Source organism: Pseudomonas sp. EGD-AK9 (genome assembly GCF_000465935.2).
Classification (GTDB): domain Bacteria; phylum Pseudomonadota; class Gammaproteobacteria; order Pseudomonadales; family Pseudomonadaceae; genus Aquipseudomonas.
Map to the genome: position 1 here is coordinate 1 of NZ_AVOF01000196.1, position 26001 is coordinate 26001.

Genomic DNA, 26001 nt, shown 5'->3' on the forward strand with positions numbered 1-26001 from the left:
GGCGCCCTGGCGCAGTACGAGCAGCAGGTGCTGCTGGCCCTGGAAGAATCGGAAAACGCCTTCAGCGACTACGCCAAGCGTCAGCAGCGCCTGCTCTCGCTGCTGCGCCAGGCCGAGGCCAGCCGCGCCGCCGCCGAGCAGGCGGCGATCCGCTACCGCGAAGGCACGGTGGATTTCCTCGTGCTGCTGGACGCCGAACGCGAGCGCCTGGCCGCCGAAGACGCCCAGGCGCTGGCCGAGGTCGAGCTGTACAGCGGCATAGTCGCCATCTACAAGGCGCTCGGCGGCGGCTGGCAACCACAGGCCTGACGCTTTCCTCTCTCCCGACCGGCAACCGCCAGTCGCTCCGGCCCCAGGGTGTTGGCTCCTTACCCTGGGGCTTTTTTTTGCCGATGAAGGCATGGCCGTGGGGCGCGCCGCCACTGCAGATACAGGATGCCTCAGGGGTGACCGAGATAATCCATTTTGCCCAGCGGCACGCCGTTATGGCGCAGGATGGCGTAGGCGATGCTGAGGTGGAAATAGAAGTTGGGCAGGACGAAATTGAGCAGATAGTCCTGACCGCTGAAGCGCAGTTCCAGGCCGGGAAAACTCAGGCTGACGGCGCGGCTTTCGCTGCCATCGAGCTGCTGCGGGCTGACGCTGCGCAGAAAGTCGCAGGTCTTGCCGATGCGCGCCTGCAGCTCGGCGAAGCTGCTCTCGGTGTCGGCGAAGCTGGGCACCTCGATCCCCGCCAGACGCGCCGCACAGCCCTTGACCGCGTCGCTGGCGATCTGCACCTGGCGGGTCAGCGGGTACATGTCCGGCGCCAGGCGGGCGCTCAGCAGCACCTCGGCGGCGATCTTGTGGTCGTGGGCATGCTGCTCGGCCTTGTCGAGAATCGCCGCAAGATTGCCGAGCATGCGCAGGAGAACCGGAATCGAAACGTGGTACATGGACAGCGACATGGTGCACTCCCTGGTGGGTGGATAGACTTGCCAGCTTAGTCCTCCGCCAACCGCCCTGGAGCCGGAAATGACCTCCGATCAGATCGCCGCCTTCTGTCTGGCCCTGCCCGGCGCCCGCGAAGACCTCAAGTGGGGCCGCAACCGGGTATTTTCGGTGGCCGGCAACAAGATGTTCGCCATCCTCGATTTTCTCGGCGAAGACCTGGCGTTCAAGGTGGACGGCGACCTGTTCCTCGGCTTCGTCGACCGCCCCGGCATCCGCCCGGCCCCGTACCTGGCGCGGGCACACTGGATCAGCATGAGCGGGCGGCAGCCGCCGCTGGGCGAAGCCGAACTGCGGCGGTTGCTCACCCGCTCGCACCAGTTGGTGGTGCGCAAGCTGGCCAAACGTCTGCAGCCGGGGCTGCTACTGGACGAACAGCGGTAAATGGCGGGCGATATAGGCGCCATCGAGCAGCAGCCAATCGAGCCAGAACGCCTGATGAGCGGCGACGATCAGCCAGAACACCGTCTGGTAGGAAGCCTTGCGCGTCTTGTGGCGCAGGAACTGTTGCGCCAGCAGCGCACCGGGCCAGCCGCCGGCCAGTTCCACCAGGTGCAGGGTGTTTTCCGGAGTGCGCCGGCCGCCGCCCTGGGCGCTGCGTTTATCCAGCCAGTACAGCAGCAAGCCAAGCAGACTGGCCGCCAGATACAGCGGCAACACCCACAGCAGCCCGGCGCCGAGCAGCTGCAGGGCCCCCAGTAGCGGTAACGCGCAGAGCGCCGCGAACAGCACGAGCTTCAGCCCCGGATTGCGAACGCCTAGAGCCGCGCCGCGCGCCTCCCGCGCCCCTGCAGGCTGGCGCGGCGCCCTGGGTTGGCGGCGGATCGCCGGCCGGTCCAGACTCGGTGAGCCCGCCAGGCGCATATGCTCGGCCCGCGGCCGGCCGCGGGTATCGCGCCCCTCGACATAGAACAGGCTGTCGCCGACTTGCGGGCGCCGCTCACCGCGCATCGCCGAAATATGCGCGAACACCTCGGCGCCGCCGCCCTGCGGCTGGATAAAGCCGAAGCCCTTGTCGTCGTTCCAGCTGGTGAGGCGCCCCGCGCGCTCCTTGGCCATCATCCCTGCGCGGTGCTCCAGTCGATCAGTTGCAGTTGCCAGGTGGCGAGGATCAGCAGACCGAAGCCAATGCGGTACCAGGCGAACAGAGCGTAGCTGTGGTTGGCGATGAACTTGAGCAATGCCCGCACGGTGAACATCGCCACGATAAAGGTGGTGACGAAGCCAATGGCAAAGGTGGGCAGGTCGCTCAGTTGCAGGATGTCGCGATACTTGAACAGGGAGTAGACGGTCGCGGCGACCATGGTCGGCATGGCCAGGAAGAAGGAAAACTCGGTGGCCGCCTTGCGTGACAGGCCGAACACCAGTCCACCGATGATGGTGGCGCCGGAGCGGGAAGTGCCGGGAATCAGCGCCAGGCATTGGGCGAAGCCGACCTTGAGGGCCAGGCTCCAGGTCATGTCGTCGACCGTTTCGGCCTTGATCTCGTGCTCGCGCTTCTCTGCCCAGATCATCACGATGCCGCCTACTATCAAGGCAGTGGCCACGGTGATGGGGTTGAACAGCCAGTGCTCGATGAGATCGGCGAAGGCCAGACCGAGGATCACCGCCGGAATGAAGGCCAGCAGCAGGTTGAAGGTGAAGCGTTGCGCCTGCGGCTCGCTCGGCAGCCCGCACACCACGTCGAAGATCCTCTGGCGAAACTCCCACATCACCGCGAGGATGGCGCCCAACTGGATGATGATCTTGAACGCGGTGGCGGTCTCGCCGTTGAAGTCCAGCAGGTCGCCGACCACGATCAGGTGTCCGGTACTGGAAATCGGCAGGAACTCGGTCAGCCCTTCCACTATGCCCAGAATCAAGGCCTTCATGGCCGTCCAGATGTCCATTCTCTTCCCCCAAAACATCGCGGCGAACGCCGCACAAAGTCGATAAATCGGTACAGTCGAAGCACTGTGTCGTGCCTGGGACGCGGAGGCGCCCTAGAGGTTCCCCGTCTCCTCTAGCCCGATGCAAACTCAGGTTCTGCGCCGAGCGGCCGAAATGCTATCAGACAACTAGAGTAAAGAATGCCTCGCCGTGACCGGCAGTTCGCACCGCCCGGCCAGGCCGCTTCGGGCCCGACAACAACAAGAATCAGGAACTCGTCCATGAACAGCTTACGTAGTCTTCCCATCAGCCGGCGCCTGTGGCTGATCCTGGCGCTGGCCATCCTGACCCTGATCCTGCTCGGCGCCTATATGCTGCGCCAGATCAATCTCGACCTGTATGCCGGCAAGGCGGAAAAGACCGAGCACGTGGTGCAGAGCGCCGCCGGCATCCTCAAGCACTACCACGGCCTGGAAAGCGCCGGCAGCCTGAGCCGCGAGGACGCGCAGAAACAGGCCATGGAGCTGATCCGCGGGCTGCGCTACGCCGGCCAGGAGTACTTCTGGATCAACGACCAGACCCCGGTGATGATCATGCACCCGACCAACCCCAAGCTGGAGGGGCAGAACCTCTCCGGCTTCAAGGATCCGGACGGCAAGGCGCTGTTCAACGAGATGGTGGCCGTCACCCGCAGCCAGGGCGCCGGCCAGGTCGACTACCGCTGGCCCAAGCCGGGCGCCAGCGAGCCGGTGCCGAAGATTTCCTATGTCGAACTGTTCCAGCCCTGGGGCTGGATCATCGGCTCCGGCGTCTATGTCGACGACGTCCAGGCGGTGTTCAAGGAACAGGCCCTGCGCGCCCTGGGCATCGGTCTGCTGATCACCCTGATGCTCGCCGCCCTAGTGTTGCTGATCGCCCGCAGCATCGCCCAGCCGCTGCAGGCCGCGGTGGACGCCATGGCCAATATCGCCAGCGGCGAAGGCGACCTGACGCGCAACCTCGATACCCACGGGCGCGATGAGCTGACCGCCCTGGCCAGCCATTTCAACGCCTTCACCGACAAGCTGCGCGGCGTCATCCGCCAGCTGCTCGACTCGGCCGGCTCGCTGGATCAGGCCGCGCGCTCGCTCGGCGACATTTCCAGCGAGGCGCAACAGCACAGCCAGCAGCAGGCGCAGCAGATGGAGCTGGTGGCCACAGCGGTCAACCAGGTGACCTACGGCGTACAGGACGTGGCGAAGAACGCCGAGCACGCCTCCAGCGAGGTGCACGCCGCCGAGGAACAGGCCATTCAGGGCCAGCAGAACATCGAGGCCAGCCTGCGCCAGATCGACCAGCTATCGGCCACCATCGACAAGGCGGTGGCGGTGATCCAGTCGCTGGCCAGCGAAAGCACGCAGATCGGCAGCGTGCTCGAGGTGATCCGCTCGATCGCCGAGCAGACCAACCTGCTCGCGCTCAACGCCGCCATCGAGGCGGCGCGGGCCGGCGAACAGGGCCGCGGCTTCGCCGTGGTAGCCGACGAGGTGCGCCTGCTGGCGCAGCGCACCCAGCAGTCGACGGCGGAAATCCAGGGCATGATCGAACGCCTGCAGGGCAACTCCGAGGCGGCGGTCAAGGTCATCCACGAAAGCAGCCGCGCCTCACAACTGACCGTGGAACAGGCCAGCCAGGCTGGTCAAAGCCTGGCGCAGATCGCACAATCGCTACGCAACCTGACCGGGCTCAACGCCTCGATCGCCAGCGCCACCCTGGAGCAGTCGCATGTGGTGGAAGACATCAACCAGAACGTCACCCAGACCGCCGGCCTGGCGCACAACACCGCCGCGGCCGCCGAGCAGTCCAGCGCCGCCAGCCAGCACCTGAAGCAGCTGGCCGACCAGTTGGGCCGCCTACTGGGGCAGTTCCGCGTATGAGGCAAGCATGAGCAACATGGAGCATCAGGAGGTCGACTTCAGTCGGCCGCAGAACCAGGACCTGATCTGGGACCTGGACAGCATGGGCCGCCGCGAGCTGGCCGAGCGCTTCATCAAGCTGTTCGAGAACCGCCTGTGCGTCTACTCCGAGTCGGTGGGCCAGCTGTACACCAACTACAGCCTGCATTTCCCCAGCGACCTCGGGCGCAAGATGGTGGTGCTGCCCAACCCCTACGCCTTCCACGACACCCTGCACGGCATCGACAGCCAGGCCATACGCAAGACCGGCCTGTGCGTGCTGCCGGGCCAGGTGCTGGGCAAACCCGGCCTGCTGCTCGGCACCCAGCTCAAGGACGGCGGCCCGGCGCCCAAGACCATGGCCTTCAAGCCGGCGCTGGCGCAGATCATCAGCAACCAGAAGAAGGTCGGCGATGTGTTCCTGCCGGTGCTGATCAAGGGCGATCTGCGCGAATTCGATCAGCAGATGCCCTATATCCACCTGCACCGCCTGCAACTGGCGCGCCTGCCGCGGCTGTCCAGCTTCGAACGCGAGGACATCCAGCAGACCATCACCCGCAAGCTGCTGATGCTCTATCGCCTGGCCGATACCCTGGCGTGCTGAACGCCAGGCGGATCGCTACAATCGCTCCCCCTTTCCCTCTCGAGTAGCTTGGATGTCCTGGCTCGAACTCATCGCCGCCGGTCTCGGCATCGTCGCGGTCTGGCTAACGGTACGGCAGAACCCCTGGTGCTGGCCCATCGGCCTGGTCATGGTGCTGCTCTATGCCTGGCTGTTCTTCGACTGGCGGCTGTATTCCAATCTGCTGCTGCAGCTGCTGTTCGCCGGCCTGCAGCTGTACGGCTGGTGGCAATGGACCCGCGGCGGCGAGCATCACGACGGGCGTCAGGTCAGCAGCCTCAGTGTTGCCGGCCTGGCCGCGGGACTGAGCGCCGGCGCCGGCGGCGCTCTGCTGCTCGGCTACCTGATGGCCACCCACACCGACGCCAGTTCGCCCTGGTTGGACGCCACGCTCACCGCCTTCAGCCTGATCGCCCAGCTGTGGATGGCGCAGAAGCGTCTGCAGTGCTGGGCGCTGTGGATAGTCGTGGACCTGTGCTACGTCGCCTTCTTCCTGCACAGCGCGCTGTACCTGACCGCCGGCCTGTACGCCGCCTTCACCGCGCTGGCTGTCAGCGGCTGGCTGAGCTGGCGCCGCGCCCCGGCGCTGTGGGCCAGCACTTGAAGGTGCTGGTGTTGACCGGTCCCGAATCCAGCGGCAAGAGCTGGTTGGCGACCGAGATCCAGGCACGCTTCGGCGGCCTGCTGGTGGGCGAGTACGTGCGCCATTTCATCGAGCGGGAGCGGCGCGACACCTGCTACGCCGATATCCCGGCCATCGCCCGCGGCCAACTGGCCTGGGAGGATGCCGCGCGGGCCGAGCGCCCGATGCTGCTGATCCTCGACACCCACCTGCTGAGCAACCTGCTGTGGAGCCGCTGCCTGTTCGGCGACTGCCCGCCGTGGCTGGAACACGAACTGCGCGCGCGCCGCTACGACCTGCACCTGCTGCTCGACCCGCAGGGCGTGCCCTGGGTCGACGACGGCCAACGCTGCCAGCCGCAGCTGGACGAGCGCCTGGCCTTCCAGCGCGCCTGCCGGCAGTGGCTGGTGGACAACCGCCAGCCATTCTGGGAGCTGTCCGGCGATTGGCCGCAACGCCGCCAGGCCGCGTTGGAACGGGTCGAGGCGCTGCTGGACTCAGCGGATCAGCACGCTGGCCCAGGCCAGTAGCAGGCTGGCGCAGACCACCAGGGTCAACGGCGTGCGCAGCGCCGGATACCACTGCGGCGCCAGCCCCACCTTGACCGCGTGCAGGTCGGCCAGATAGAGGCCGATAAAGGCCAAGAGGAAGATCGGCAGCGCCAGGGCCATGGGCAGCCCGCTGGCCAGCGCGGCCCAGCCGAGCAAAGGCGGAATCACCGACAGGCCCAGTTGCAGCTGGGCATTCTCGTCGGTCTCCTCCGCGCGCATCGCCAGGCCCCAGTGGATCGCGCCCATGAAGGCGAGGATCACCGCGGCAAAATCCAGCAGTGCCGCCAGCACGAAGGGCCGCCAGCCCAGCGGGATCACCCAGATCCCCAAAGCCCCGCTGACGAAGGGCACCAGCCCGGCATAGCCCAGCAGCATGGCCAGTTGCGGCGGTTTCTCGGCGTCGAACGGGTGCATGGCGATCTCCTTGGCAAGATGGTGCGCCGTGCACCTTAGCAGTGTTTCGCCAGCGATACAGCCGTGGCGGCTCAGCGCAGGCGGTGCTTGTGCAACAGCCGATAGAAAGTCGGGCGGGAAATGCCCAGGCTGCGCGCCGCCTGGCTCATATTGTTGGTGTAGCGCGCCAGCACGTCGTTGAGCGCCTGGCGCTCGGCGCGCAGGATGTAGTCGGCCAGGGTGGCGACCGCCGTGCTCTGCCCCTGCCCCGGCTCCAGGCCAAGATCGCGGGCAAGGATCTGCCGCCCCTGTGCCAGCACCAGGGCGCGCACCACCCGGTTGCGCAGCTCGCGCACGTTGCCCGGCCACAGGTGCTCGGCCATGGCGTCGATCGCCTCATCGCTGAACCGCCGATGGCGCCGACCGATGACCGCGCCATAGACCTTGGCGAAATACTCGGCCAGCAGCAGCAGGTCGCCGCGTTGCTCGCGCAGCGGCGTGGTCTGCAGCTGCTGGCTGGCCAGCAGGCGGTACAGGTCGTCACGCAAGCGGCCCTGGCGCACCGCCGCCTCCAGTTCGCCGCGGCTGATGGTCAGCAGGTGCAGGCCCGGATGCGCCTGCAGGTGCTGCAGCAAGCGGCGCTGCCCGGCACCGTCGAGCGCGGCGACATCCTCCAGCACCAGGGTGCCGGCCGCCGCCACGGCCAGGGCACCCCCTGTGCCGAACAAGCGGGCCTCGAGATGTGCGGCGGGGGGCGCGGCACAGTCGAAACGCAGATAGCGCTTGCCGGCGCGCGCCGAGCGCTCGTGCAGCAGGCGCGCCAGCAGGGCCTTGCCGCTGCCGCGTTCGCCAGTGAGCAACAGCGGCACCTCCAGCCCGGCGCAGCGCTCTATCTGCTTACGAAGCGCGCGGGTCTGGCTGCTGTTGCCGAGAAACTGACGGGGATGGCGCTCGCCCTGCAGGCTGCGCAGGCGCGTGGTGGCCTGCGCCTGCGCCAGCGACTCGAGCAGCGCCTCGGCCTCGCACGGCAGCGCATGGGCGGCGAAGAACCATTCGCCGATCAGTTCGGCGACCTCGGCCCGCGCCGGGCCCGGCCCATCGAGCAAGGCGACGCAACTGGCGGCGCTACGCCGCAACAGCGCCTGCAGTGCCTGCGGCTGTTGCAGCAACGCCTCGCCCAGGCGGATCAGCAGGACATCGCCGTGCAGGCTGCCGCACTCGTCCAGGCGGCAGCGGCGCAGCGCCCAGCCGGCGGCCTGCACATGCTGCAGCAGACGTTCGCACTCGTCACAAGGGTCGATCACCAGCAACTGGCGGGATGCGACGGATACAGCCTCCAACATATCCCATCCTTGGCGCCATTATTTTGTAATCCCAATAAAAACAATGATTTGGCGCGCATAGTTGTAACGCTAGCAAGAACTTTGACGTCACTTGGAACATTTCTCTATATCACTTGTTCTGGCTGGTTATGGCGAACTTCTCTTAGCCGTCAAGATGGCAACTTGCCAAGCGCCTGCGGTATTGGCATAACAAGCCCATTAATAAGAACGCCACAAGGAAGTCTCTGATGCGTCTGCTCCGTCGTACCCTGAAACTCATCCTGTTGCTGGCGCTGATCGGCCTGGCGGTGGTGCTTTACTACATCGCCAACCCCAACCTGCCGACCTTCGAACAACCCAGCCAGCTGCATTACCTCGAACAATGGAGCGACGAGGAACGTCAGACCTACTACTACACACCCCAGGGCACCACGGTAAAAGGCCTACGCTACGACTGGTTCAACGCCCTGGAAATGCCCTTCGGCAGCGCCAAGTTCGCCCGCCCCGAATACCTCGCCCGCTTCGGTTTTCTCACCGACCCGAACCAGCGCGCCACGCCCCTCAACCCCGGCAACCTGCCGGTGGGTTTCGCCCGCCACCAGGACGACGAAAGCGGCGAGCACTTCCTCGACATCAGCTGCGCCGCCTGCCACACCGGAGAGCTGCGTTACCAGGGCCAGGCGGTGCGCATCGACGGCGGCGCCGCCTTGCACTCGCTGGCCTCCACCGTGCCGACCCTGCGCGGCGGCGGCTTCGGCCAGGCCCTGGGCATGAGCATGGCCTTCACCTACTACAACCCGCTGAAGTTCCGCCGCTTCGCCCGCGAAGTGCTCGGCGAGCAGTACCCGCAGGGGCGCGACGAACTGCGCAAGGACTTCAAGCAGGTGCTCGATCGCCTGCTGGCCACGGCGAAGAACGACTGGCACCGCGGCCTGTATCCCACCGAGGAAGGCTTCGGCCGCACCGATGCCTTCGGTCGCATCGCCAATACCGTGTTCGGTGACGCCCTCGACGAGGCCAACTACCGCATCGCCAATGCCCCGGTGAGCTACCCACAGCTGTGGGACATCTGGAAGTTCGACTGGGTGCAGTGGAACGGCTCGGCGATGCAACCGATGGCGCGCAACGTCGGTGAGGCGCTGGGCGTCGGCGCCAGCCTGCATCTGCTCGACGAGCAAGGCCACGGCGTCGCCGAGGCCGAGCGCTATGCCTCCAGTGTGCGCCTGCACGACCTGCATACCCTGGAAGAAACCCTGAAGAAACTGCAGCCGCCGAAGTGGCCGCAGGCCGTCTTCGGCCAGCTCGACCTGCCGCTGGCCAGTCGCGGCAAGGCGCTGTACACGGAAAACTGCGCCTACTGCCACGCCCCCGATCCGAAGCCGCGCGACCAGCGCCTGGCGCCGGCGCGCGACCCGGAATGGAAGATGCGCATCGTGCCGACTGCCATCGTCGGCACCGACCCGACCACCGCCGACAACATCGCCGACCACCGCTTCGACATCAGCCGCCTGGGCTGGACCAAGGCCGAGCTGTCGCGGCTGGACGTCCAGCTGTTCGGCGCCAGCCTCGACGAGGTCGACTTCAAACGCATCTCCAGCGCCAAGGGCCTGGCCTATATCACCGCCTACGTGGAAAACCGCGCCTATCAGGACGCCGGCATCTCCCCGCGCCAGCGCTGGCGCATGGACGGCTATGGGCTGTCCATCGGCGTGCAGGAGAAGCGCGGCTACAAGGCCCGTCCGCTGGACGGCATCTGGGCCACCCCGCCCTTCCTGCACAACGGCTCGGTGGCCAACCTGTTCGAGCTGCTGTCGCCGGTGTACGAACGGCAGACGCAGTTCTGGGTCGGCAACTTCGAGTTCGACCCGGTGCGCGTCGGCTACCGCAGCGAACCTTTCCCCGGCGGTTTCCTGTTCGACACCCGCATCACCGGCAACGGCAACGGCGGCCACGAGTTCCGCGACGGCTGCCGCCAGCAGGGGGTGATCGGTCGCGCCCTGGCGCCGGAGGAACGCCTGGCGCTGATCGAGTACCTCAAGGTGCTCGGCAACGCCGAACTGGAAAGCCAGCTCAGCAACGTGCCGGCCAAGACCTGGACACCGGGGCCCGAGTGCGCGGGCCTGAACTGAACCCGACTGAAGGAAGACATCCGATGCTCGAAACGCTCTGGCTGTGGTTCTGCCGTCTGTTCGGCCGGCTGCTGGCCCTGCTGCTCATCCTCGCCGGCCTCGCCTGGGCGCTGGGTGAACTCTATTACGCCTGGAAATTCTCCGGCCCGGTCTCCAGCGAAGAACAGATTCCGCCGGACGAAGCGGCGCTGACCCGACTGATCATCGAAGACGCCGTGCGCATCGTCGAACAGCACCGCGACAACACCCGTGTACTGCGCGATGCCCACGCCAAGGCACATGGCTGTGTCAAGGCCGAAGTGCGGGTGCTGGACGATCTGGACGAGAGCTTGCGTCATGGCGTATTCAGCGAGCCGGGGCACACTTGGCAAGCCTGGATGCGCCTGTCCAACGGCAACGCCTACCCGCAGTTCGACCGCGCCCGCGATGCCCGCGGCATGGCCATCAAGCTGCTCGAGGTACCAGGCGAGAAGCTGATGAAAAGCCCCGCGCATGCCGGCGAACAGGACTTCGTGATGTTCAACCATCCGGTGTTCTTCGTGCGCGACGTGGCCGAATACCGCAGCAACTTCGCCGCCCAGGCCGACGGCAAGAAGGTGCTGGCCTTCCTGCCCAGCTGGGATCCGCGCAGCTGGGAAATCCGCCACCTGATCATCGCCCTGAGAACCCTGGCGCCGGCGCCGGAAAGCCCGGTGGCGACCACCTACAACTCCATCGCGCCGTTCAAGCTCGGCCCGCACAACATCAAGTACCGGGTGGTGCCGGCGCCACAGCACTGTCCACCCTACCAACTGCCGGAGCAGAACAGCGCCCTGCCCAACTTCCTGCGCAACGCGCTGTACCAGCAACTGTCGCTGGATCGCGCGCCGGTCTGCTTCGAACTGCAGGTGCAAAGGCAGAATCCGCAGTACTACATGCCCATCGAAGACACCAGCGTCGAGTGGGACGAAAAGATCGCGCCATTCGAAAGCGTGGCACGTATCAGCGTGCCGGCCCAGGACTTCGATAGTCGCGAACAGAATCTGTTCTGCGACAATTTGTCCTTCAATCCCTGGCATGCCCTGCCGGAACATCGGCCGATTGGCGGTATCAACCGTTTGCGCCAGGCGGTATATGAGGCGGTGAGCGCTTATCGCCATCAACGCAATGCTGCGCCCTGAGCCACAGGGCGCGCGGTTCCGGGCCTGCAGCCGGTAGAGCGAAACAGGAAAAAGGAACTTTCGCGGCAGAAAGTTGTAAAGGGCGCGACGTTGAAACTTCTTTACCGGACACTTTTGCGAACTGCGTTAAAACTTTTTTCGGTACCGTGTGACTTATAGGTCGACTGCGTTCATCAACAGCTTTGATAGGCCAACTCAATAAACCGCTGGCCGCCATTATTGCTGGGATCAACTCGGAGAAACCGCCCCCATGAACACCCCGCTGCGTTTTAACGAAGCCCTGCTGATTGCCGATCGCGCCTTCCGCCCGTTCCAGTGCGTGGCCTGGGCCCAGCAGGACGGCACCGGCGTCGTCAGCATCAGCGTCATCGACCGCACCAGCACCCGCCTGCTCGGTCGCACCCAGCTGTCCAGCGCCACCTACAGCGACCCGCAACAACTGGCCGATGCCCTGCAGCGCTCCCGCGAGGAACTGCGTCGCCAAGGCTTCGACCTGGCGCCCTGGAGCATGCCGGAGTAAGCCCGTTCGGGGCGCCGCCCGGCGCCCCCTGAGTTTTGCTATCCCTTGGCAATATCTGTGGGCTTATTGTCCTTGTTGCCATGATCCTGCCGGCGCAGACTGCCTCCAATTCCCTAGGAGGCCCTCATGGATGCGCTCAGAACCATCGCCTGCCTGATCTACCCCGACGTCATGAGCCTGGACGTCAGCGGGCCGTTGCAGGTATTCGCCTCGGCCAACGTCGAACGCCAGCGCCAGGGCCTGCCACCCTGCTACCGCATTCGCCTGCTGGCCGACGAGGCCGGCCCAGTGAACACCTCCGCCGGTTTCCAGCTGGTGGCCGACGGCAGCTGGCGCCAGCTCGACGGCGCCACCCTGGATACCCTGCTGGTTCCCGGCGGTCTGGGCGAAAGCCGGCAATGCGCCAATGCGCCGCTGCTGGCCTGGCTGCGCGAGAACGAGCCGCGCGTGCGCCGGCTCGGTTCGGTTTGCTCCGGCGCACTGATCCTCGCCGCCGCCGGACTGCTCGACGGGCGCCGCGCCACCACCCACTGGGCCGACGTGGAGACCCTGCGTCAGGGCTATCCAGAGGTGGAGGTGCTGGGCGACTGCCTGCACACCTATGACCCGCACGACCTGGGCGGTGCCGCGCACCTCTTCACCTCCGCCGGGGTCACCGCCGGTATCGACCTGGCCCTGGCGCTGGTGGAGGCCGATCTGGGGCGGGCCCTGGCCCTGGCGGTCGCTCGCCGCCTGGTAATGTTCCTGCGCCGGCCCGGAGGACAGGCACAGTTCAGCGCCCTGCTCAGCCCGGAGCCAAGCCGCGTGCCGCGCCTGGCGACCCTGCTCGAATGGATCCCCACCCACCTCGGCGACGACCTGTCGCTCGAGGCGCTCGCCGCCCAGGCACGCATGACCCCGCGCACCCTGTCGCGGGTGTTCAGCCAGGAACTGGGCATGGGGCCGGGCCGCTACGTCGAGCGCGTCCGCCTGGAGGCCGCACGCAACCTGCTGCAGGACGCTCAGGCCTCGATCGCCACGGTGGCGCGCCTGACCGGCTTCGGTCATGCCGAGAACCTGCGGCGCAGCTTTCACAAACACCTGGCCGTCAGCCCGCAGGACTACCTGCAACGCTTCGGCCGAACCACCCAGGAGAACGCCCATGCTTGAGCTGCGCCCCAACTGCGAATGCTGTGACTGCGACCTGCCGGCCGACAGCCTGGACGCACTGATCTGCTCCTTCGAATGCACCTTCTGCAGTGCCTGCAATGAGCGGGTTCTGCACGGCAGCTGCCCGAACTGTGGCGGCGAACTGGTCAGGCGACCGATCCGTCCAGCCGAAAAGCTGGAGCGTTTCCCGGCCTCCTGTCAGCGGGTGCTCAAGTCCGCCGACTGTGACTAGAAGCAAGATACCTCGAGACCCTAGCTGTTATCTGGAGCCAGCTGATGCTGCTGATACGTAACCCTTCGATCCGCATACTGTTTGCCGGCCAGGCACTGTATTGGTCCTGCTCGATGATCGGGATCACCCTGACCGCGCTGGTGGGGCTGCAACTGGCCCCCTTGAATGCCCTGGCGACCCTGCCACTGGGCTTGTGGATGCTGGGCAACTTGTTCGCCGTACAACCCTTGTCGCTGTTTATGCAGCGCCATGGTCGTCGCCCCGGCTTGCTGCTCGGCGCCGGTGCCGGCGTGGTGGGCGGGTTGCTCAGTGCACTGGGCGTCTGGCTGGCCGATTTCGCCCTGTTCTGCCTGGGTGCACTGCCCATTGGCGTCTATCAGGCGTCGGCGATGTACTACCGCTTTGCCGCGTTGGAGGCCGCCGAAGAGGCGCACAAGGGCCGCGCCAGTGCCTATGTGATTGGCGGCGGCGTACTGGCGGCCGTGCTGGTACCGAGTATGACGCTGTGGGCGCGCTCCGCCCTGAGCACGCCTTTTGTCGGTGCCTACCTGCTGATCGCGATCCTGGCAGCGCTCGCTGCGTTACTGATGATGAAGCTACCGGAGGGCACTGCACCGCGCCGGGCCAAGGCTGGCCTCGGTGAGCTGAGACTGCTGCTGCGCCGCCCGGTGGTACGCGCGGCGATCGCCACCACGGCGATTGGCAATGGGCTGATGGTCTTGGTGATGAATGCCACGCCCCTGGCCATGAACCTTTGCGGATTTGGCCTGGCCAGCAGCGCCCAGGTGATTCAATGGCACATGCTCGGCATGTTCCTCCCGGCCTTTCTGGCGGGCCCCTTGGTGGATCGCCTCGGCAGCCGGCGGGTAGCCGTGCTGGGCGGGGTGATACTGCTGGCAAGTGCCGCCATAGCCTTGGCCGGCCTGCAGCAGTTGCACTTTCTGCTCAGCTCGCTGCTGCTCGGGCTGGGCTGGAACCTGATGCTGGTCGCCGGCACTACCCTGCTGGCCGAAGGCCACAGCGACACGGAACGTGGCCAGGCCCAGGGCTTGATGGAATTGCTCAACGGCCTGATGGCGGCCTGTGCCGCGTTCACCGCCGGCGCGCTGATCAGTGGCCTTGGCTGGGACGCGATCAACCTGATTATCCTGCCCCTGGCAGGCGTGGCCATGCTGATGTTGCTGCCGGCCAGGCGTGGCCTGCTGGAGGCCGCCGGCTAAGCCGATGCACCCCGCCAGGCAGCAAAAAGGCGACCGATGGGTCGCCTTTTCATTTGGCTCGCAACTGGGTGCCTCAGTAGTAGGCGTTTTCCCGGTTGCTGTGGTCGGTCACGTCGCGCACGCCCTTGAGTTCGGGAATGCGCTCGAGCAGGGTCTTCTCGATGCCTTCCTTGAGGGTGTAGTCGGCCTGACCGCAGCCCTGGCAGCCGCCGCCGAACTGCAGCACGGCGATGCCTTCGTCGACCACGTCGACCAGGGTCACCTGGCCGCCATGGCTGGCCAGGCCGGGGTTGATCTCGGTCTGCAGGTAATAGTTGATACGCTCGTTGAGCGGACTGTCCTCGTTGACCATCGGCACCTTGGCGTTCGGCGCCTTGATGGTCAGCTGGCCGCCCATGCGGTCGGTGGCGTAGTCGACCACGGCGTCTTCGAGGAAGGGCTCGCTGACCGCGTCGATCCAGGCGGTGAAGCTGGCCAGGCCGACGGCGGTGTCTTCAGGCTTCTGCTCGCCCGGCTTGCAGTAGGCAATGCAGGTTTCCGCATAGGACGTGCCCGGCTGGGTGATGAACACGCGGATGCCGATGCCCGGCGTGTCCTGCTTGCTCAGCAACTCGGCCAGGTAGTCTTCGGCGGCTTGGGTAATGGTGATGGCGCTCATGGCAACTCCTCGCAAACATGGGCGCAGTGTACGCCAGTGCGTTGCGCGGTTAAAGCCCAAGCAAATTAGTAGGAATTAATTGCAGCTATGGCGACCGCCGGGATTGGTTGGTCGCCACAGGTGGGTGCCGAGCTGACGAAGCCCAAGCTACAGGTTCTGGTAGCGGTTCATGTCCAGCACGCCGGCCTCCAGCGGCTGGGTCTCGCGGATATGCTCGGCCAGGTCGTGGAAATAGCGCCAAAACTCGGGGTGGCTGCGGCGAATGCCCCAGCGTTCGACGATGCGCTCGAAGGCCTTGGCATCGGCGGCGCGCTCCATCTGCGCGACGAACGCGTCCATCTCCTCGGCCTTGAGGCTGAACAGGAAGTTCGGGTAGCTGCTCAGCACTTCCGGGTAGATGGTCAGGCTGTCCAGGCGCGGCTGGTAGCGCAGCTCTTCGCCGAGCATGAAGGCCACGTTGCTGTGCGCACGGTTGCGCAGCAGGCTGTAGACCTCGCGCGAGCCGTCGCTCAGCTCGACCCGCAACAGGGTCGCCTCCGGCAGTTGCTCGATCACCCGCAGGCCGCCGGCCGGGCGACTGGCCAGGCGCGCCAGCGCCTGCTCGGCGTGCTGCAGCTCCGCCGCCAGCCCCTCGCGGTAGCAGCGTGCGCCGGTGCAGCGGTTGATCGGGTCGGGCCGGGCATTGAGCTTGGCCAGGCGCTGCAGCAGTTGCTCGGCGAACTGGCGCTTGGGATCGCCGCCGTCCAGCGCCAGCGCGCTGGGCGTGCGGTGGTCGACCGCGGTGTAATCCAGCCACATCTTCAGCTTGCCGCTGTTCTGGTACCAGTCGTCCAGGTAGCCCTTGCGCGCCTGGGCCGGCAGCAGGCGGAGGAAGTTGACCTCGGCGCCGTTGCGGATCAGATCGAAGTACAGGCGGGTCTGCGCCTGGTGCGAGACGTTGCCGAACACGTCGAAATTGACCACCAACTGGTAGTAGGTGCGCTCCAGCAGCGGGTAGTCCATCCACCAGAGGGTCTGCGGGATCTCGCCGAGCAGCCCCTTGCGCACCGAGGCGCTGTCGTGCTGACGGAAGATCGACAGCAGCGCGTTGTCGTTGCCGCGCCAGATATGCGCCCAGTCGGCCGGCGGCGCGTCGGCGTAGGCGTCCTTGCGCAGGTTCTCGTAGTGGTTGCGCTTGTCCCGGTAATTGCGCCACAGCCCGGGCAGGTCGCCGATCTCGTCGAACTGCCCGGGCATCGCCAGCAGCGGCGTGGCCTGGGCACGATAGTCGGCATCGGTGATATAGAGGTCGTGCTGCGGGTCCTGGAACAGTGTCCAGAAGTTGTCGCGGATCACGTCGGTGGCGATCTGTCCGCGGCACACCGGGCCGCGAATAAAGGTGCGCACGAAGTACTCGGCGTTATCCAGCATGAACTGGTAGCGCGCCCGCGGCGGGATCGCGGCGAAGGTCTCGAAGGGGTTGGCGCGGCGCTGCGCGCCGTAGCCGGGCACCGCGTCCAGCGGCCAGTCCTCGGCGAAGAACAGTTCCTTGACCCGCGCCAGCTTGGCGCTGCTCAGCGGATAGGTGATGTGGGTCTTGTGCACGATGACGCCCTGGATCGGCCACAGGCGATAGTGGAACGCGGTGCCCGGGTCGTCGTTGGGCCGGCGCGTGGCAATCGGATCGATGGCCTGGCCGCTGGGCGTGCGCGAGCGCACCAGCTGGAAGAAATGCCCCGGCTCGCCGCCGTCGACATGCAGATGGGCGAGAAACAGGTGCTCGTAGAGCCAGCGCGACACCAGGTTCTGCCGCGCGCCGGGAGCGTTGAGAAAGGCCTCCCACTCGGCGATCTGCCGACGCTCGGTGGCGTTGGGGTACAGGGCCTGCTCTGTCACCGGCGCGCCCTGCTCCAGCCATTGCTGCAGGGTGGCGTACTCGGCGTCGCTCAGGCCGGCGACGGCGAAGGGCATGCCGCCGTGAGCATTTTTCTTGGCATAGGCGGCGAACTCGCCGGGCAGCGGGCAGCTGTTGCTGCGGTTGATGGAGATGTCCAGGGCCTCCGGCAGCTTGGCACCCGCTTCCAGCGGTTGGCTGTGCCCCAGTTCCAGCATGCGTTTGAGCAATGCGGCCTGGCCGTTCCCGTCGCCGAGCACCGAGTGGAAATCGCGCTGGCGCCAGGCGGCCTCGCCGCGGGCATCCAGGTACAGGCGCGAAGTGGCTTGCGCCTTGGTCCGCGTGCCGTCGTACACCGGCTGCTTGCTGGCGCCGCGCATCAGCCCTTCGCCGCTGCCCAGGTTGAGTTGGCAGGGCGCGTCGTAACAGGCGTGGCAGGCCACGCACTTGTGGGTGAGGATGGGCTGGACGTCGTTCGCGTAGGAAATCGGCTCGGCCCGCGCCAGACCGGCTGCGAAGGAAAGAACAAACAGGGCAGCGGGCTTGAGCATGGCAACTTCCTTGATGACGATAACGGCGATTCTAGCCAGATGTCGCCGCCTGCAACATGAGCGCAATTCATGCAAAAGGCGCAGGCACTCCAGAACCCTGCAGCTTTGCTATCATCGCGCACCTTTGTTCCCGCTTTGCTCAGGTAGTTCCCATGTCCGATCGCAGCGCCCGCCTCCACGCCCTCCAGCAAGCCCTGAAGGAGCGCATCCTGATCCTCGACGGCGGCATGGGCACCATGATCCAGAGCTACAAGCTGGACGAGGCCGACTATCGCGGCGAGCGCTTCGCCGACTGGCCGAGCGACGTCAAGGGCAACAACGACCTGCTGCTGCTGTCGCGCCCGGACGTGATCCAGGCCATCGAGAAGGCCTACCTGGATGCCGGCGCCGACATCCTGGAAACCAATACCTTCAACGCCACCCAGGTGTCCCAGGCCGACTACGGCATGGAGGCGCTGGTCTACGAGCTGAACGTCGAAGGCGCGCGCCTGGCCCGTGAAGTGGCCGATGCCAAGACCCTGGAAACCCCGGACAGGCCGCGCTTCGTCGCCGGCGTCCTCGGCCCGACCAGCCGCACCTGCTCGATCTCCCCCGACGTCAACGATCCCGGCTACCGCAACGTCAGTTTCGACGAGCTGGTGGAGAACTACACCGAGGCCACCCGCGGCCTGATCGAGGGCGGCGCCGACCTGATCCTGATCGAGACCATCTTCGACACCCTCAACGCCAAGGCGGCCATCTTCGCCGTGCAGGGCGTGTTCGAGGAACTCGGCATCGAGCTGCCGATCATGATTTCCGGCACCATCACCGACGCTTCCGGCCGCACCCTGTCCGGCCAGACCACCGAGGCATTCTGGAACTCGGTGGCGCACGCCAAGCCGATTTCCGTGGGCCTGAACTGCGCCCTCGGCGCCGCCGACCTGCGCCCCTACCTGGAAGAGCTGTCGAACAAGGCCGGCACCCATGTCTCGGCTCACCCCAACGCCGGCCTGCCCAACGCCTTCGGCGAGTACGACGAGACCCCGGCGGAAATGGCCGCGGTGGTCGAGGAGTTCGCCGCCAGCGGCTTCCTCAACATCATCGGCGGCTGCTGCGGCACCACTCCGGCGCATATCCAGGCCATCGCCGAGGCCGTGGCCAAGTACCCGCCGCGGGCGATCCCGGAGATTCCGCGCGCCTGCCGCCTGTCGGGCCTGGAGCCCTTCACCATCGACCGCAATTCGCTGTTCGTGAACGTCGGTGAGCGCACCAATATCACCGGCTCGGCCAAGTTCGCCCGACTGATCCGCGAGGAAAACTACACCGAAGCGCTGGAAGTGGCGCTGCAGCAGGTGGAAGCCGGCGCCCAGGTGATCGACATCAACATGGACGAGGGCATGCTCGACTCCAAGGCGGCGATGGTGAAGTTCCTCAACCTGATCGCCGGCGAGCCGGACATCTCGCGCGTGCCGATCATGATCGACTCCTCCAAGTGGGAGGTGATCGAGGCCGGCCTGAAATGCATCCAGGGCAAGGGCATCGTCAACTCCATCTCGATGAAGGAAGGCGTCGAGCAGTTCAAGCACCACGCCAAGCTGTGCAAGCGCTACGGCGCCGCCGTGGTGGTGATGGCCTTCGACGAGGTCGGCCAGGCCGACACCGCCGCGCGCAAGAAGGAAATCTGCAAGCGGTCCTACGACATCCTGGTCAACGAAGTGGGCTTCCCGCCGGAAGACATCATCTTCGACCCGAACATCTTCGCCGTGGCCACCGGTATCGAGGAGCACAACAACTACGCGGTCGACTTTATCGAGGCCTGCGCCTACATCCGCGACGAGCTGCCCTATGCCCTGAGTTCCGGCGGCGTGTCCAACGTGTCGTTCTCCTTCCGTGGCAACAACCCGGTGCGCGAGGCGATCCACTCGGTGTTCCTCTACTACGCGATCCAGAACGGCCTGACCATGGGCATCGTCAACGCCGGCCAGCTGGAAATCTACGACGAGATCCCCAAGGAGCTGCGCGACGCGGTCGAGGACGTAGTGCTCAACCGCCACGACGGCGCCACCGAGGCGCTGCTGGCCATCGCCGACAAGTACAAGGGCGACGGCGCCGCCAAGGAAGTGGAAAACGAGGAATGGCGCTCGCTGCCGGTGAACAAGCGCCTGGAACACGCGCTGGTCAAGGGCATCACCGCCTTTATCGTCGAGGACACCGAAGAGTGCCGCCAGCAGTGCGCGCGCCCCATCGAGGTGATCGAAGGCCCGCTGATGAGCGGCATGAACCTGGTCGGCGACCTGTTCGGCTCGGGCAAGATGTTCCTGCCCCAGGTGGTCAAGTCCGCGCGGGTGATGAAGCAGGCGGTGGCGCACCTGATCCCCTTTATCGAAGCCGAGAAAGGCGACAAACCCGAGGCCAAGGGCAAGATCCTCATGGCCACCGTGAAGGGCGACGTGCACGACATCGGCAAGAACATCGTCGGCGTCGTTCTGGGCTGTAACGGCTACGACATCGTCGACCTGGGCGTGATGGTGCCGGCGGAGAAGATCCTGCAGACGGCCATCGCCGAGAAATGCGACATCATCGGCCTGTCCGGCCTGATCACCCCCTCGCTGGACGAGATGGTCCACGTGGCCAAGGAAATGCAGCGCCAGGGCTTCAAGCTGCCGCTGATGATCGGCGGCGCCACCACCTCCAAGGCGCACACTGCGGTGAAGATCGACCCGCAGTACAGCAACGACGCGGTGGTCTACGTCACCGACGCCTCGCGCGCCGTCGGCGTGGCCACCCAGCTGCTGTCCAAGGAGCTCAAGGCCGACTTCGTGCAGAAAACCCGCGAGGAATACGTGGTGGTGCGCGAGCGCACCTCGGCGCGCGCCTCGCGCACCGAACGCCTGAGCTATGCCGACGCCATCGCCAACAAGCCGCAGTTCGACTGGGCCGGCTACAACGCGCCCAAGCCGAGCTTCATCGGCGCGCAGGTGCTGGAGGATATCGACCTGGCCACCCTGGCCGAGTACATCGACTGGACGCCGTTCTTCATCTCCTGGGACCTGGCCGGCAAGTACCCGCGCATCCTCACCGACGAGGTGGTCGGCGAAGCCGCCAGCGCGCTGTTCGCCGACGCCCAGACCATGCTGAAGAAGCTGATCGACGAGAAGCTGATCAAGGCCCGCGCGGTGTTCGGCTTCTGGCCGGCCAACCAGGTGGCGCACGACGATATCGAACTGCGCGACGCCCAGGGCAAGCCCATCGCCCTGCTCCACCACCTGCGCCAGCAGAGCATCAAGGCGGACGGCAAGCCGAACCTGTCGCTGGCCGACTTCGTCGCGCCCAAGGAGAGCGGCAAGACCGACTATGTCGGCGGCTTTATCACCACCGCCGGCATCGGCGCCGAGGAAGTGGCCAAGGCCTACGAGGCCAAGGGCGACGACTACAACTCGATCATGGTCAAGGCCCTGGCCGACCGCCTGGCCGAGGCCTGCGCCGAGTGGCTGCACGAACGTGTGCGCAAGGAGTACTGGGGCTATGCCGCCGACGAGCAGCTGGCCAACGAAGACCTGATCAAGGAGCAGTACAAGGGCATCCGCCCCGCTCCCGGCTACCCGGCCTGCCCGGACCATAGCGAAAAGGCCACTTTGTTTAGGCTGCTCGACCCCGAGGCCGGCTACAACCAGGCCGGGCGCAGCGGCGTGTTCCTCACCGAGCACTACGCCATGTTCCCGGCGGCCGCGGTGTCCGGCTGGTACTTCGCCCACCCCGAGGCGCAGTACTTCGCCGTCGGCAAGGTGGACCAGGACCAGGTCGAGAGCTACAGCAAGCGCAAGGGCCAGGACATCGCCGTCAGCGAGCGCTGGCTGATGCCGAATCTGGGCTACGACAGTTAACACCCCCCATAACCTGGCCCGCTTATGCGGGCCAATTTCTTTCCAAGTTAACCACCGTAGCAATCAGACATGGCTCAAAACCCGTCCATGCATACGTCCTTAAAGACCCAAGCGATAAATTTGCTCGTACGGACGGCCGGCGCCATCGCCGTGTAGACCATCTCCCGGGCATAGTTCTAGATCGCAGAGAGAAAGGCCTTCTCTTGATTGGCGCAAACGCGGGTACCGGCGAACGCCTTCAGCGACGCCGGGGGATCGTCGAAGAACTCAGGCAGCTTACGCCGTCTCAGTTTGGGTGCCAGAAGCCTTCATGGGAATGATTTCGACCGAGTATTTCCCTGCGACCTATTCGAACGTGATGACTTTATTCCGTAGCTCAGTTGCTGTTCGATTAGGTTCAAGTTCGGCGTATTTCATGAACCGACATGCAGCAGGCCGGCGACGAGAACGAGTGCAAGAACACCGGATATGCTCAGGGGCTGGTTCCTGGGGGAGGGAACGTGCTGCGCTTGCCGCAGTGGCTTGTCGTGCTGCTCCGGCGCGGTGGCTGAAACCAGCCTGGCAGCGCCTGGGCGGGGGCACCCCGTCGTGCCGACGCTGCCCGCGGCGCGCACTCGTGCTATCGTCGCGCCCCCCCCGATCCAACTGGAAGCATGCATGAAATTCATCCATCAACGCGAACAACTGAACGAGGGCGACCTGGTCGTCATCGAGTGTTCGCAGCCCTGCAACATTCGCCTGATGAACGACGCCAACTTCCGTGCCTTCAAGAACCGTGGCCGGCACAGTTACCACGGCGGCGCCTTTATCAAGTTCCCGGCGAAGATCCGTGTGCCGAGCAGCGGTTTCTGGAACATAACCCTGGATACCGTGAGCCGCCGCGCCGTCAGCGTGACGCGCAAGCCGCAGATGGAGTATTCGATCAGGATCGTGCGCAGCAGGGTCTGACGGCGTTCGAGCAGAGGGCGCAGCCGTGGCAAGAGGCGGTGCCCAGTCTACGAATGTTCAGGCACCTACTTACCGGAAGAACGGGGCCCACCAAAACGCTCCAACCAAGAGCCCAGGAGGCTGGCCTGGTATTTCGCGACCATCCGCCACCCGGGCATCGCCTAAGCTGGAACCAGGCGCTGAAGTCTGGCAGCAGGAGGGAGCAATAGTGATCGCCCGCTGCATCCTCACCCTGACCCTGAGTCCCGCATTGGATCTGGCCACATGCGTGCAGCACCTGCGCCCTCACGACAAGCTGCGCTGTAGCGCACCGGTGTACGCGCCTGGGGGTGGCGGGATCAACGTGTCGCGGACGATTCGACGACTCGGCGGAGAGACAGTGGCCCTGTTTCCCGTTGGCGGCTCCACTGGCGAACACCTGCTTGAATTATTGAAGGCTGAGGGCGTGCCTTTTCATGCGGTCTCGGTGTCCGGCTGGACACGCGAGTGCATCAACGTCACCAACCGGGCCGACAGCCAGCAGTACCGTTTCGTCCTTCCAGGAAATCCACTCACGCCCCAAGAGCAGAGCGCCGTGCTGTCGGCTTTGGAGACATTGCCCGCCGCGGATTTTCTGGTCATCAGCGGTAGCCTGCCAGAAGGTCTGGCCGCGGACTTCCTGCCGCGTCTGCTGGGCGATGCACGACGCCGGGGTTGCCGCTGCGTGGTAGACAGCACCGGCAGCGCCCTGCGTCAGATGCTGGATATCGGTGGCCTGCTGCTGATCAAGCCGAATCTGGACGAACTCGCAGCCATGCTTGGTGAGCCTATCGCCGGACCGGAGCATCTGAATCAAGTGGCCCGGGATCTGGTGGTAGCGGGACGCACGGAAGCCGTGCTGGTTTCCCTAGGTGCGCAAGGGGCGCTGCTGGTGACCGCCGACGTCTGCGAGCGCATTCCGGCTCCGACCGTGCCGCGCCGCAGCACGGTTGGTGCAGGCGATAGCCTGCTGGCGGCGATGGTACTCAAACGCGCCTCAGGGGCGAGCTGGTCAGTGGCCGCGCGCTACGGTGTGGCGGCCGGCACAGCGGCGATCATGGCCGAAGGCAGCGAGCTGTCCCGACTCGAAGACACGGAGCGCCTATACAGCTGGTTAGCTGCCTCCCATCAGGAATCAGGCTAACGGTATACCGTTGCAGCTTTAAAAGGCTCACCAGTGTGACATCCCTTTCTAGATACGGGCTTATAAAGACGGGAATGAGTCGCAGCCCGCAATTAAACAAGACAGGGCGAATGGATGTACACCTTGGCGCTCGCCAGCCATTCGCTACCATTCATGGAACGCGCTGGCGTCGGAGCCATACCGATGAAATCTGCCCGAACCGCCCTGCTCAGCTTATGCAGCACGCTAGTGCTTGGCGTTTGGCTCTGGTCTGCAATCAACCCGGTGAGCCGTCAGGATTGGTTGCTGGAGAATCTCCTGGTGTTCGCCCTGGTCGCCCTGTTGCTGATCACTCGGCGGCGCCTCGTGCTCTCATCGGTATCCTACGGCCTGCTCAGCCTGTTCCTCGTTCTGCATCTGTACGGTTCGCATTACACCTACTCGGAAACACCCTTCGGCTTCTGGCTCAGCGAACAGCTTGAACTCGAACGCAACCATTACGACCGCCTGGTGCATTTCGCCTTTGGCCTCCTGCTGACTTACCCCCTGCACGAGCTGCTGCAAAAAACCGCCAGGGTCTCCGGGCTGTGGCTGATGCCGCTTTGCCTGGCCACGGTGATGGCTCTGAGCAGCCTCTACGAGCAAATGGAAATGCTCGCCGCGCTGGTGGTGGCCCCGGATCTGGGCACGGCCTTCCTCGGCACCCAGGGCGACGAGTGGGATGCGCAGAAGGATGCAGCTCTTGCCATCCTCGGTGCCCTGCTGGCCTTGCTGCTGATCCGTCTGCTCAACCGCCCGTCCTGTCATTGACCGAGCAGGACGGAGCACGGCTGTTTTGCTATGCAAACCCTTCCGCCGCCAGTTCGCCGACAGGCAAAGCGCACGCCTGCCGCTGGCCCTCGAGGCTACTGAGCCAGTGGCTGATCGGTCGCACGACGGTGCCGGCCGCTGCTTGATGCACATCAATATGGCCGCCGCGAAAGCGGCGCAAAAGGACAGAACAGCGGGGATTGCCTCGCCCCAGACAATGAGGAGCGCGTCATGGACAAACATCAGCAGAGCCAGAGGAACAAGCTGTTCAAGCCGGCCCAGGACGACCCCTACCTCGAGATGCCAGGAGGCAGTGTGCACTGCCCGCATTGCGGCGCCGTGCGCCACCAGGGCCGGTGGAGCTGGCAGCAGGCGGTACCGGAGGATGCCCAGGCCCATGCCTGCCCGGCCTGCCGGCGCATCGCCGACAACCAACCGGCCGGCACCCTGCGCCTGACCGGCAGCTTCCTGGCGGCACACCGTGAGGAGGTGCTCGGCCTGATCCACAACACCGAGGCCGCTGAGAAGGCCCAGCATGCGCTGGAACGCCTGATCAAGGTCAGCGAGCGAGGGGACGGCCTGCAGGTCACCACCACCGGCATACACCTGGCCCAACGCCTCGGCCATGCCCTGACCGGCGCCTTCAAGGGCGAATGCAGCTACCAGTATGCGGACGACGAGCACCACCTGGCGGTGCATTGGTCGCGTGACTGAAACCTGGGGGCACGCCCCGCCGTGCCAAGCCCAGTTGACCCGCTGGCTGTCATTCACGGGCGCGCGGCCTGCTCGGCGGCTGGCGCGATTGGCCGAGTCGCAGGGCTTGCACTAGGTTGACAGAGGCGAGCCGCCTGGCCGAAGGCGTGCTTCACACCGCCAGGCAGTCGCGTGACCTGCTGGGAACTGGAGTGCAGACCGTGGAGAAATCGCACCGCAGGCTCGAGTGCGCGCCTGCAACAGCGCCGGGGGCCTGGCACCACGGCCTCTGCCACCGGTTGCTCGATCCGCGGGGCGGGCACTTCCGCGCTGCTACCGCAACCAGTCATCCTCCCCGGAGCCGCCTTGAACATCTCGCCTAGCTGGCTCAGCCTGGCTCTGCCTGGCATCGCCTTGCTGGCCTTTTTCGGCGGCTTGCTGCTGCGCGGCCTCGGTCAAGGCGACCTCGCCACCCTGCTGTGGAGCGGCAGCGCCCTGCTGGCGGCGGGCCTGCTGCTGGTGGAGATTCTGGCCCGCTTGCGGCGCAAAGAGATCGGCGTCGACCTGATCGCCCTGCTGGCCATCGGTACCGCCGTGTTCTTCGGCCAGGCCCTGGTGGCCGCGCTGGTCGCCCTGATGCTGGCCAGCGGCCGCGCGCTGGAAAGCTACAGCGCGCGGCGTGCCGAGCGCGAGCTGCGCCGCCTGATCGACCGCGCGCCGCGCGTGGCCTGGCGCTATCGCGGCAGCGAAC

At 65.7% G+C, this 26001-nt stretch carries 24 protein-coding genes and 1 pseudogene; 18 read left to right on the forward strand and 7 right to left on the reverse strand.

All coding sequences use genetic code 11. From position 1 onward, the window contains the following. Positions 1-309: TolC family protein (locus N878_RS10500; RefSeq protein ID WP_021443613.1), on the forward strand; the 309-nt coding region annotated here is incomplete at its 5' end. Positions 310-440: 131 nt separating this feature from the next. Here N878_RS10500 and N878_RS10505 read toward each other — a convergent pair. Next, a complete protein-coding gene (locus N878_RS10505) occupies positions 441-947 on the reverse strand; it encodes a DUF1993 family protein (RefSeq protein ID WP_021443614.1) in 507 nt (168 codons plus the stop codon). Positions 948-1014: 67 nt separating this feature from the next. Between N878_RS10505 and N878_RS10510 the strand changes: the two genes are divergently transcribed. Next, entirely contained in the window at positions 1015-1374 is a 360-nt protein-coding gene (locus tag N878_RS10510) for an MmcQ/YjbR family DNA-binding protein (RefSeq protein WP_021443615.1), read from the forward strand. Here N878_RS10510 and N878_RS10515 read toward each other — a convergent pair. Together N878_RS10515 and N878_RS10520 are read right to left on the reverse strand one after the other, a co-directional pair. Further along, the gene (locus N878_RS10515) at positions 1354-2052 is read right to left on the reverse strand and encodes a cold shock and DUF1294 domain-containing protein (RefSeq protein WP_021443616.1); all 699 of its coding nucleotides are present in this window, start codon (positions 2050-2052) and stop codon (positions 1354-1356) included. The two genes, N878_RS10510 and N878_RS10515, sit on opposite strands and share 21 nt — an antisense overlap. Beyond that, a complete protein-coding gene (locus N878_RS10520; RefSeq protein ID WP_021443617.1) occupies positions 2049-2879 on the reverse strand; it encodes an undecaprenyl-diphosphate phosphatase in 831 nt (276 codons plus the stop codon). The genes N878_RS10515 and N878_RS10520 overlap by 4 nt, the downstream gene beginning before the upstream one ends. A 261-nt stretch (positions 2880-3140) precedes the next feature. Between N878_RS10520 and N878_RS10525 the strand changes: the two genes are divergently transcribed. The 4 genes from N878_RS10525 to N878_RS10540 are packed head-to-tail and all read left to right on the forward strand — an operon-like array spanning position 3141 to position 6567. Beyond that, positions 3141-4775: a methyl-accepting chemotaxis protein gene (locus N878_RS10525; RefSeq protein WP_021443618.1), complete on the forward strand. Its 1635-nt coding sequence runs from the start codon at positions 3141-3143 to the stop codon at positions 4773-4775. Between the two features lie 7 nt (positions 4776-4782). Then, the gene (locus N878_RS10530) at positions 4783-5397 is read left to right on the forward strand and encodes a hypothetical protein (protein WP_021443619.1); all 615 of its coding nucleotides are present in this window, start codon (positions 4783-4785) and stop codon (positions 5395-5397) included. 52 nt (positions 5398-5449) lie between these two features. Continuing rightward, positions 5450-6019, forward strand: a complete 570-nt coding sequence (pnuC, locus tag N878_RS10535; protein ID WP_021443620.1) for a nicotinamide riboside transporter PnuC — start codon at positions 5450-5452, stop codon at positions 6017-6019. Next, on the forward strand, positions 6016-6567 hold the full coding sequence (locus N878_RS10540) for an AAA family ATPase (protein ID WP_031303004.1): 552 nt from the start codon (positions 6016-6018) through the stop codon (positions 6565-6567). The genes pnuC and N878_RS10540 overlap by 4 nt, the downstream gene beginning before the upstream one ends. Here N878_RS10540 and N878_RS10545 read toward each other — a convergent pair. Further along, positions 6535-7002: a DUF3429 domain-containing protein gene (locus N878_RS10545; protein WP_021443622.1), complete on the reverse strand. Its 468-nt coding sequence runs from the start codon at positions 7000-7002 to the stop codon at positions 6535-6537. The genes N878_RS10540 and N878_RS10545 overlap by 33 nt on opposite strands. Positions 7003-7073: 71 nt before the next feature. Further along, entirely contained in the window at positions 7074-8324 is a 1251-nt protein-coding gene (locus tag N878_RS10550) for a sigma-54 dependent transcriptional regulator (RefSeq protein ID WP_021443623.1), read from the reverse strand. A gap of 227 nt (positions 8325-8551) precedes the next feature. Here N878_RS10550 and N878_RS10555 point away from each other — a divergent pair, with 227 nt between their 5' ends. From N878_RS10555 to N878_RS10580, 6 genes are all read left to right on the forward strand, one after another. Next, the gene (locus tag N878_RS10555) at positions 8552-10432 is read left to right on the forward strand and encodes a di-heme-cytochrome C peroxidase (protein ID WP_021443624.1); all 1881 of its coding nucleotides are present in this window, start codon (positions 8552-8554) and stop codon (positions 10430-10432) included. 23 nt (positions 10433-10455) lie between these two features. Next, positions 10456-11592, forward strand: a complete 1137-nt coding sequence (locus N878_RS10560) for a catalase family protein (RefSeq protein WP_021443625.1) — start codon at positions 10456-10458, stop codon at positions 11590-11592. Between the two features lie 250 nt (positions 11593-11842). Next, entirely contained in the window at positions 11843-12112 is a 270-nt protein-coding gene (locus tag N878_RS10565) for a hypothetical protein (RefSeq protein WP_021443626.1), read from the forward strand. A gap of 126 nt (positions 12113-12238) precedes the next feature. Further along, positions 12239-13261, forward strand: coding sequence for a GlxA family transcriptional regulator (locus tag N878_RS10570; RefSeq protein ID WP_021443627.1), 1023 nt, complete (start codon positions 12239-12241; stop codon positions 13259-13261). Then, entirely contained in the window at positions 13254-13493 is a 240-nt protein-coding gene (locus N878_RS10575) for a DUF1272 domain-containing protein (protein WP_021443628.1), read from the forward strand. Before N878_RS10570 ends, N878_RS10575 begins: the two co-directional genes overlap by 8 nt. Positions 13494-13540: 47 nt before the next feature. Continuing rightward, positions 13541-14713, forward strand: coding sequence for an MFS transporter (locus N878_RS10580; RefSeq protein WP_031303005.1), 1173 nt, complete (start codon positions 13541-13543; stop codon positions 14711-14713). A gap of 73 nt (positions 14714-14786) precedes the next feature. Here the strand turns inward: N878_RS10580 and nfuA are convergent, their stop codons facing one another. Continuing rightward, positions 14787-15371 (reverse strand): Fe-S biogenesis protein NfuA, encoded by a 585-nt coding sequence (gene nfuA / locus N878_RS10585; RefSeq protein ID WP_021443630.1) that lies wholly within the window; start codon positions 15369-15371, stop codon positions 14787-14789. A 147-nt stretch (positions 15372-15518) separates the two neighbouring features. Beyond that, entirely contained in the window at positions 15519-17795 is a 2277-nt protein-coding gene (locus tag N878_RS10590; protein ID WP_021443631.1) for a fatty acid cis/trans isomerase, read from the reverse strand. Between the two features lie 152 nt (positions 17796-17947). On the opposite strand from N878_RS10590, the gene metH reads away from it, so the two are divergent. The 6 genes and pseudogenes from metH to N878_RS10620 form a co-directional block, all read left to right on the forward strand. Next, a complete protein-coding gene (gene metH, locus N878_RS10595; RefSeq protein WP_021443632.1) occupies positions 17948-21658 on the forward strand; it encodes a methionine synthase in 3711 nt (1236 codons plus the stop codon). Positions 21659-22315: 657 nt separating this feature from the next. Further along, a complete protein-coding gene (locus tag N878_RS10600) occupies positions 22316-22606 on the forward strand; it encodes a DUF1883 domain-containing protein (protein WP_021443634.1) in 291 nt (96 codons plus the stop codon). Between the two features lie 208 nt (positions 22607-22814). Continuing rightward, positions 22815-23768: a 1-phosphofructokinase family hexose kinase gene (locus N878_RS10605; protein ID WP_021443635.1), complete on the forward strand. Its 954-nt coding sequence runs from the start codon at positions 22815-22817 to the stop codon at positions 23766-23768. Positions 23769-24032: 264 nt separating this feature from the next. Next, on the forward strand, positions 24033-24557 hold the full coding sequence (locus N878_RS10610) for a DUF2238 domain-containing protein (protein ID WP_256218074.1): 525 nt from the start codon (positions 24033-24035) through the stop codon (positions 24555-24557). Positions 24558-24788: 231 nt separating this feature from the next. Beyond that, a complete protein-coding gene (locus N878_RS10615; RefSeq protein WP_021443637.1) occupies positions 24789-25271 on the forward strand; it encodes a BCAM0308 family protein in 483 nt (160 codons plus the stop codon). A gap of 387 nt (positions 25272-25658) precedes the next feature. After that, a pseudogene (locus tag N878_RS10620) lies at positions 25659-26001 on the forward strand (heavy metal translocating P-type ATPase); the annotation flags it as partial.

Excerpts from the sequence above, each read along its gene's own strand:
- metH (WP_021443632.1), top strand. The coding sequence starts at position 17,948 with ATGTCCGATCGCAGCGCCCGCCTCCACGCCCTCCAGCAAGCCCTGAAG.
- N878_RS10510 (WP_021443615.1), top strand. The coding sequence starts at position 1,015 with ATGACCTCCGATCAGATCGCCGCCTTCTGTCTGGCCCTGCCCGGCGCC.
- nfuA (WP_021443630.1), bottom strand. The coding sequence starts at position 15,371 with ATGAGCGCCATCACCATTACCCAAGCCGCCGAAGACTACCTGGCCGAG.
- N878_RS10545 (WP_021443622.1), bottom strand. The coding sequence starts at position 7,002 with ATGCACCCGTTCGACGCCGAGAAACCGCCGCAACTGGCCATGCTGCTG.
- N878_RS10550 (WP_021443623.1), bottom strand. The coding sequence starts at position 8,324 with ATGTTGGAGGCTGTATCCGTCGCATCCCGCCAGTTGCTGGTGATCGAC.
- N878_RS10530 (WP_021443619.1), top strand. The coding sequence starts at position 4,783 with ATGAGCAACATGGAGCATCAGGAGGTCGACTTCAGTCGGCCGCAGAAC.
- N878_RS10520 (WP_021443617.1), bottom strand. The coding sequence starts at position 2,879 with ATGGACATCTGGACGGCCATGAAGGCCTTGATTCTGGGCATAGTGGAA.
- N878_RS10555 (WP_021443624.1), top strand. The coding sequence starts at position 8,552 with ATGCGTCTGCTCCGTCGTACCCTGAAACTCATCCTGTTGCTGGCGCTG.
- N878_RS10505 (WP_021443614.1), bottom strand. The coding sequence starts at position 947 with ATGTCGCTGTCCATGTACCACGTTTCGATTCCGGTTCTCCTGCGCATG.
- N878_RS10600 (WP_021443634.1), top strand. The coding sequence starts at position 22,316 with ATGAAATTCATCCATCAACGCGAACAACTGAACGAGGGCGACCTGGTC.
- N878_RS10560 (WP_021443625.1), top strand. The coding sequence starts at position 10,456 with ATGCTCGAAACGCTCTGGCTGTGGTTCTGCCGTCTGTTCGGCCGGCTG.
- pnuC (WP_021443620.1), top strand. The coding sequence starts at position 5,450 with ATGTCCTGGCTCGAACTCATCGCCGCCGGTCTCGGCATCGTCGCGGTC.
- N878_RS10565 (WP_021443626.1), top strand. The coding sequence starts at position 11,843 with ATGAACACCCCGCTGCGTTTTAACGAAGCCCTGCTGATTGCCGATCGC.
- N878_RS10575 (WP_021443628.1), top strand. The coding sequence starts at position 13,254 with ATGCTTGAGCTGCGCCCCAACTGCGAATGCTGTGACTGCGACCTGCCG.
- N878_RS10590 (WP_021443631.1), bottom strand. The coding sequence starts at position 17,795 with ATGCTCAAGCCCGCTGCCCTGTTTGTTCTTTCCTTCGCAGCCGGTCTG.
- N878_RS10570 (WP_021443627.1), top strand. The coding sequence starts at position 12,239 with ATGGATGCGCTCAGAACCATCGCCTGCCTGATCTACCCCGACGTCATG.
- N878_RS10525 (WP_021443618.1), top strand. The coding sequence starts at position 3,141 with ATGAACAGCTTACGTAGTCTTCCCATCAGCCGGCGCCTGTGGCTGATC.
- N878_RS10515 (WP_021443616.1), bottom strand. The coding sequence starts at position 2,052 with ATGATGGCCAAGGAGCGCGCGGGGCGCCTCACCAGCTGGAACGACGAC.
- N878_RS10615 (WP_021443637.1), top strand. The coding sequence starts at position 24,789 with ATGGACAAACATCAGCAGAGCCAGAGGAACAAGCTGTTCAAGCCGGCC.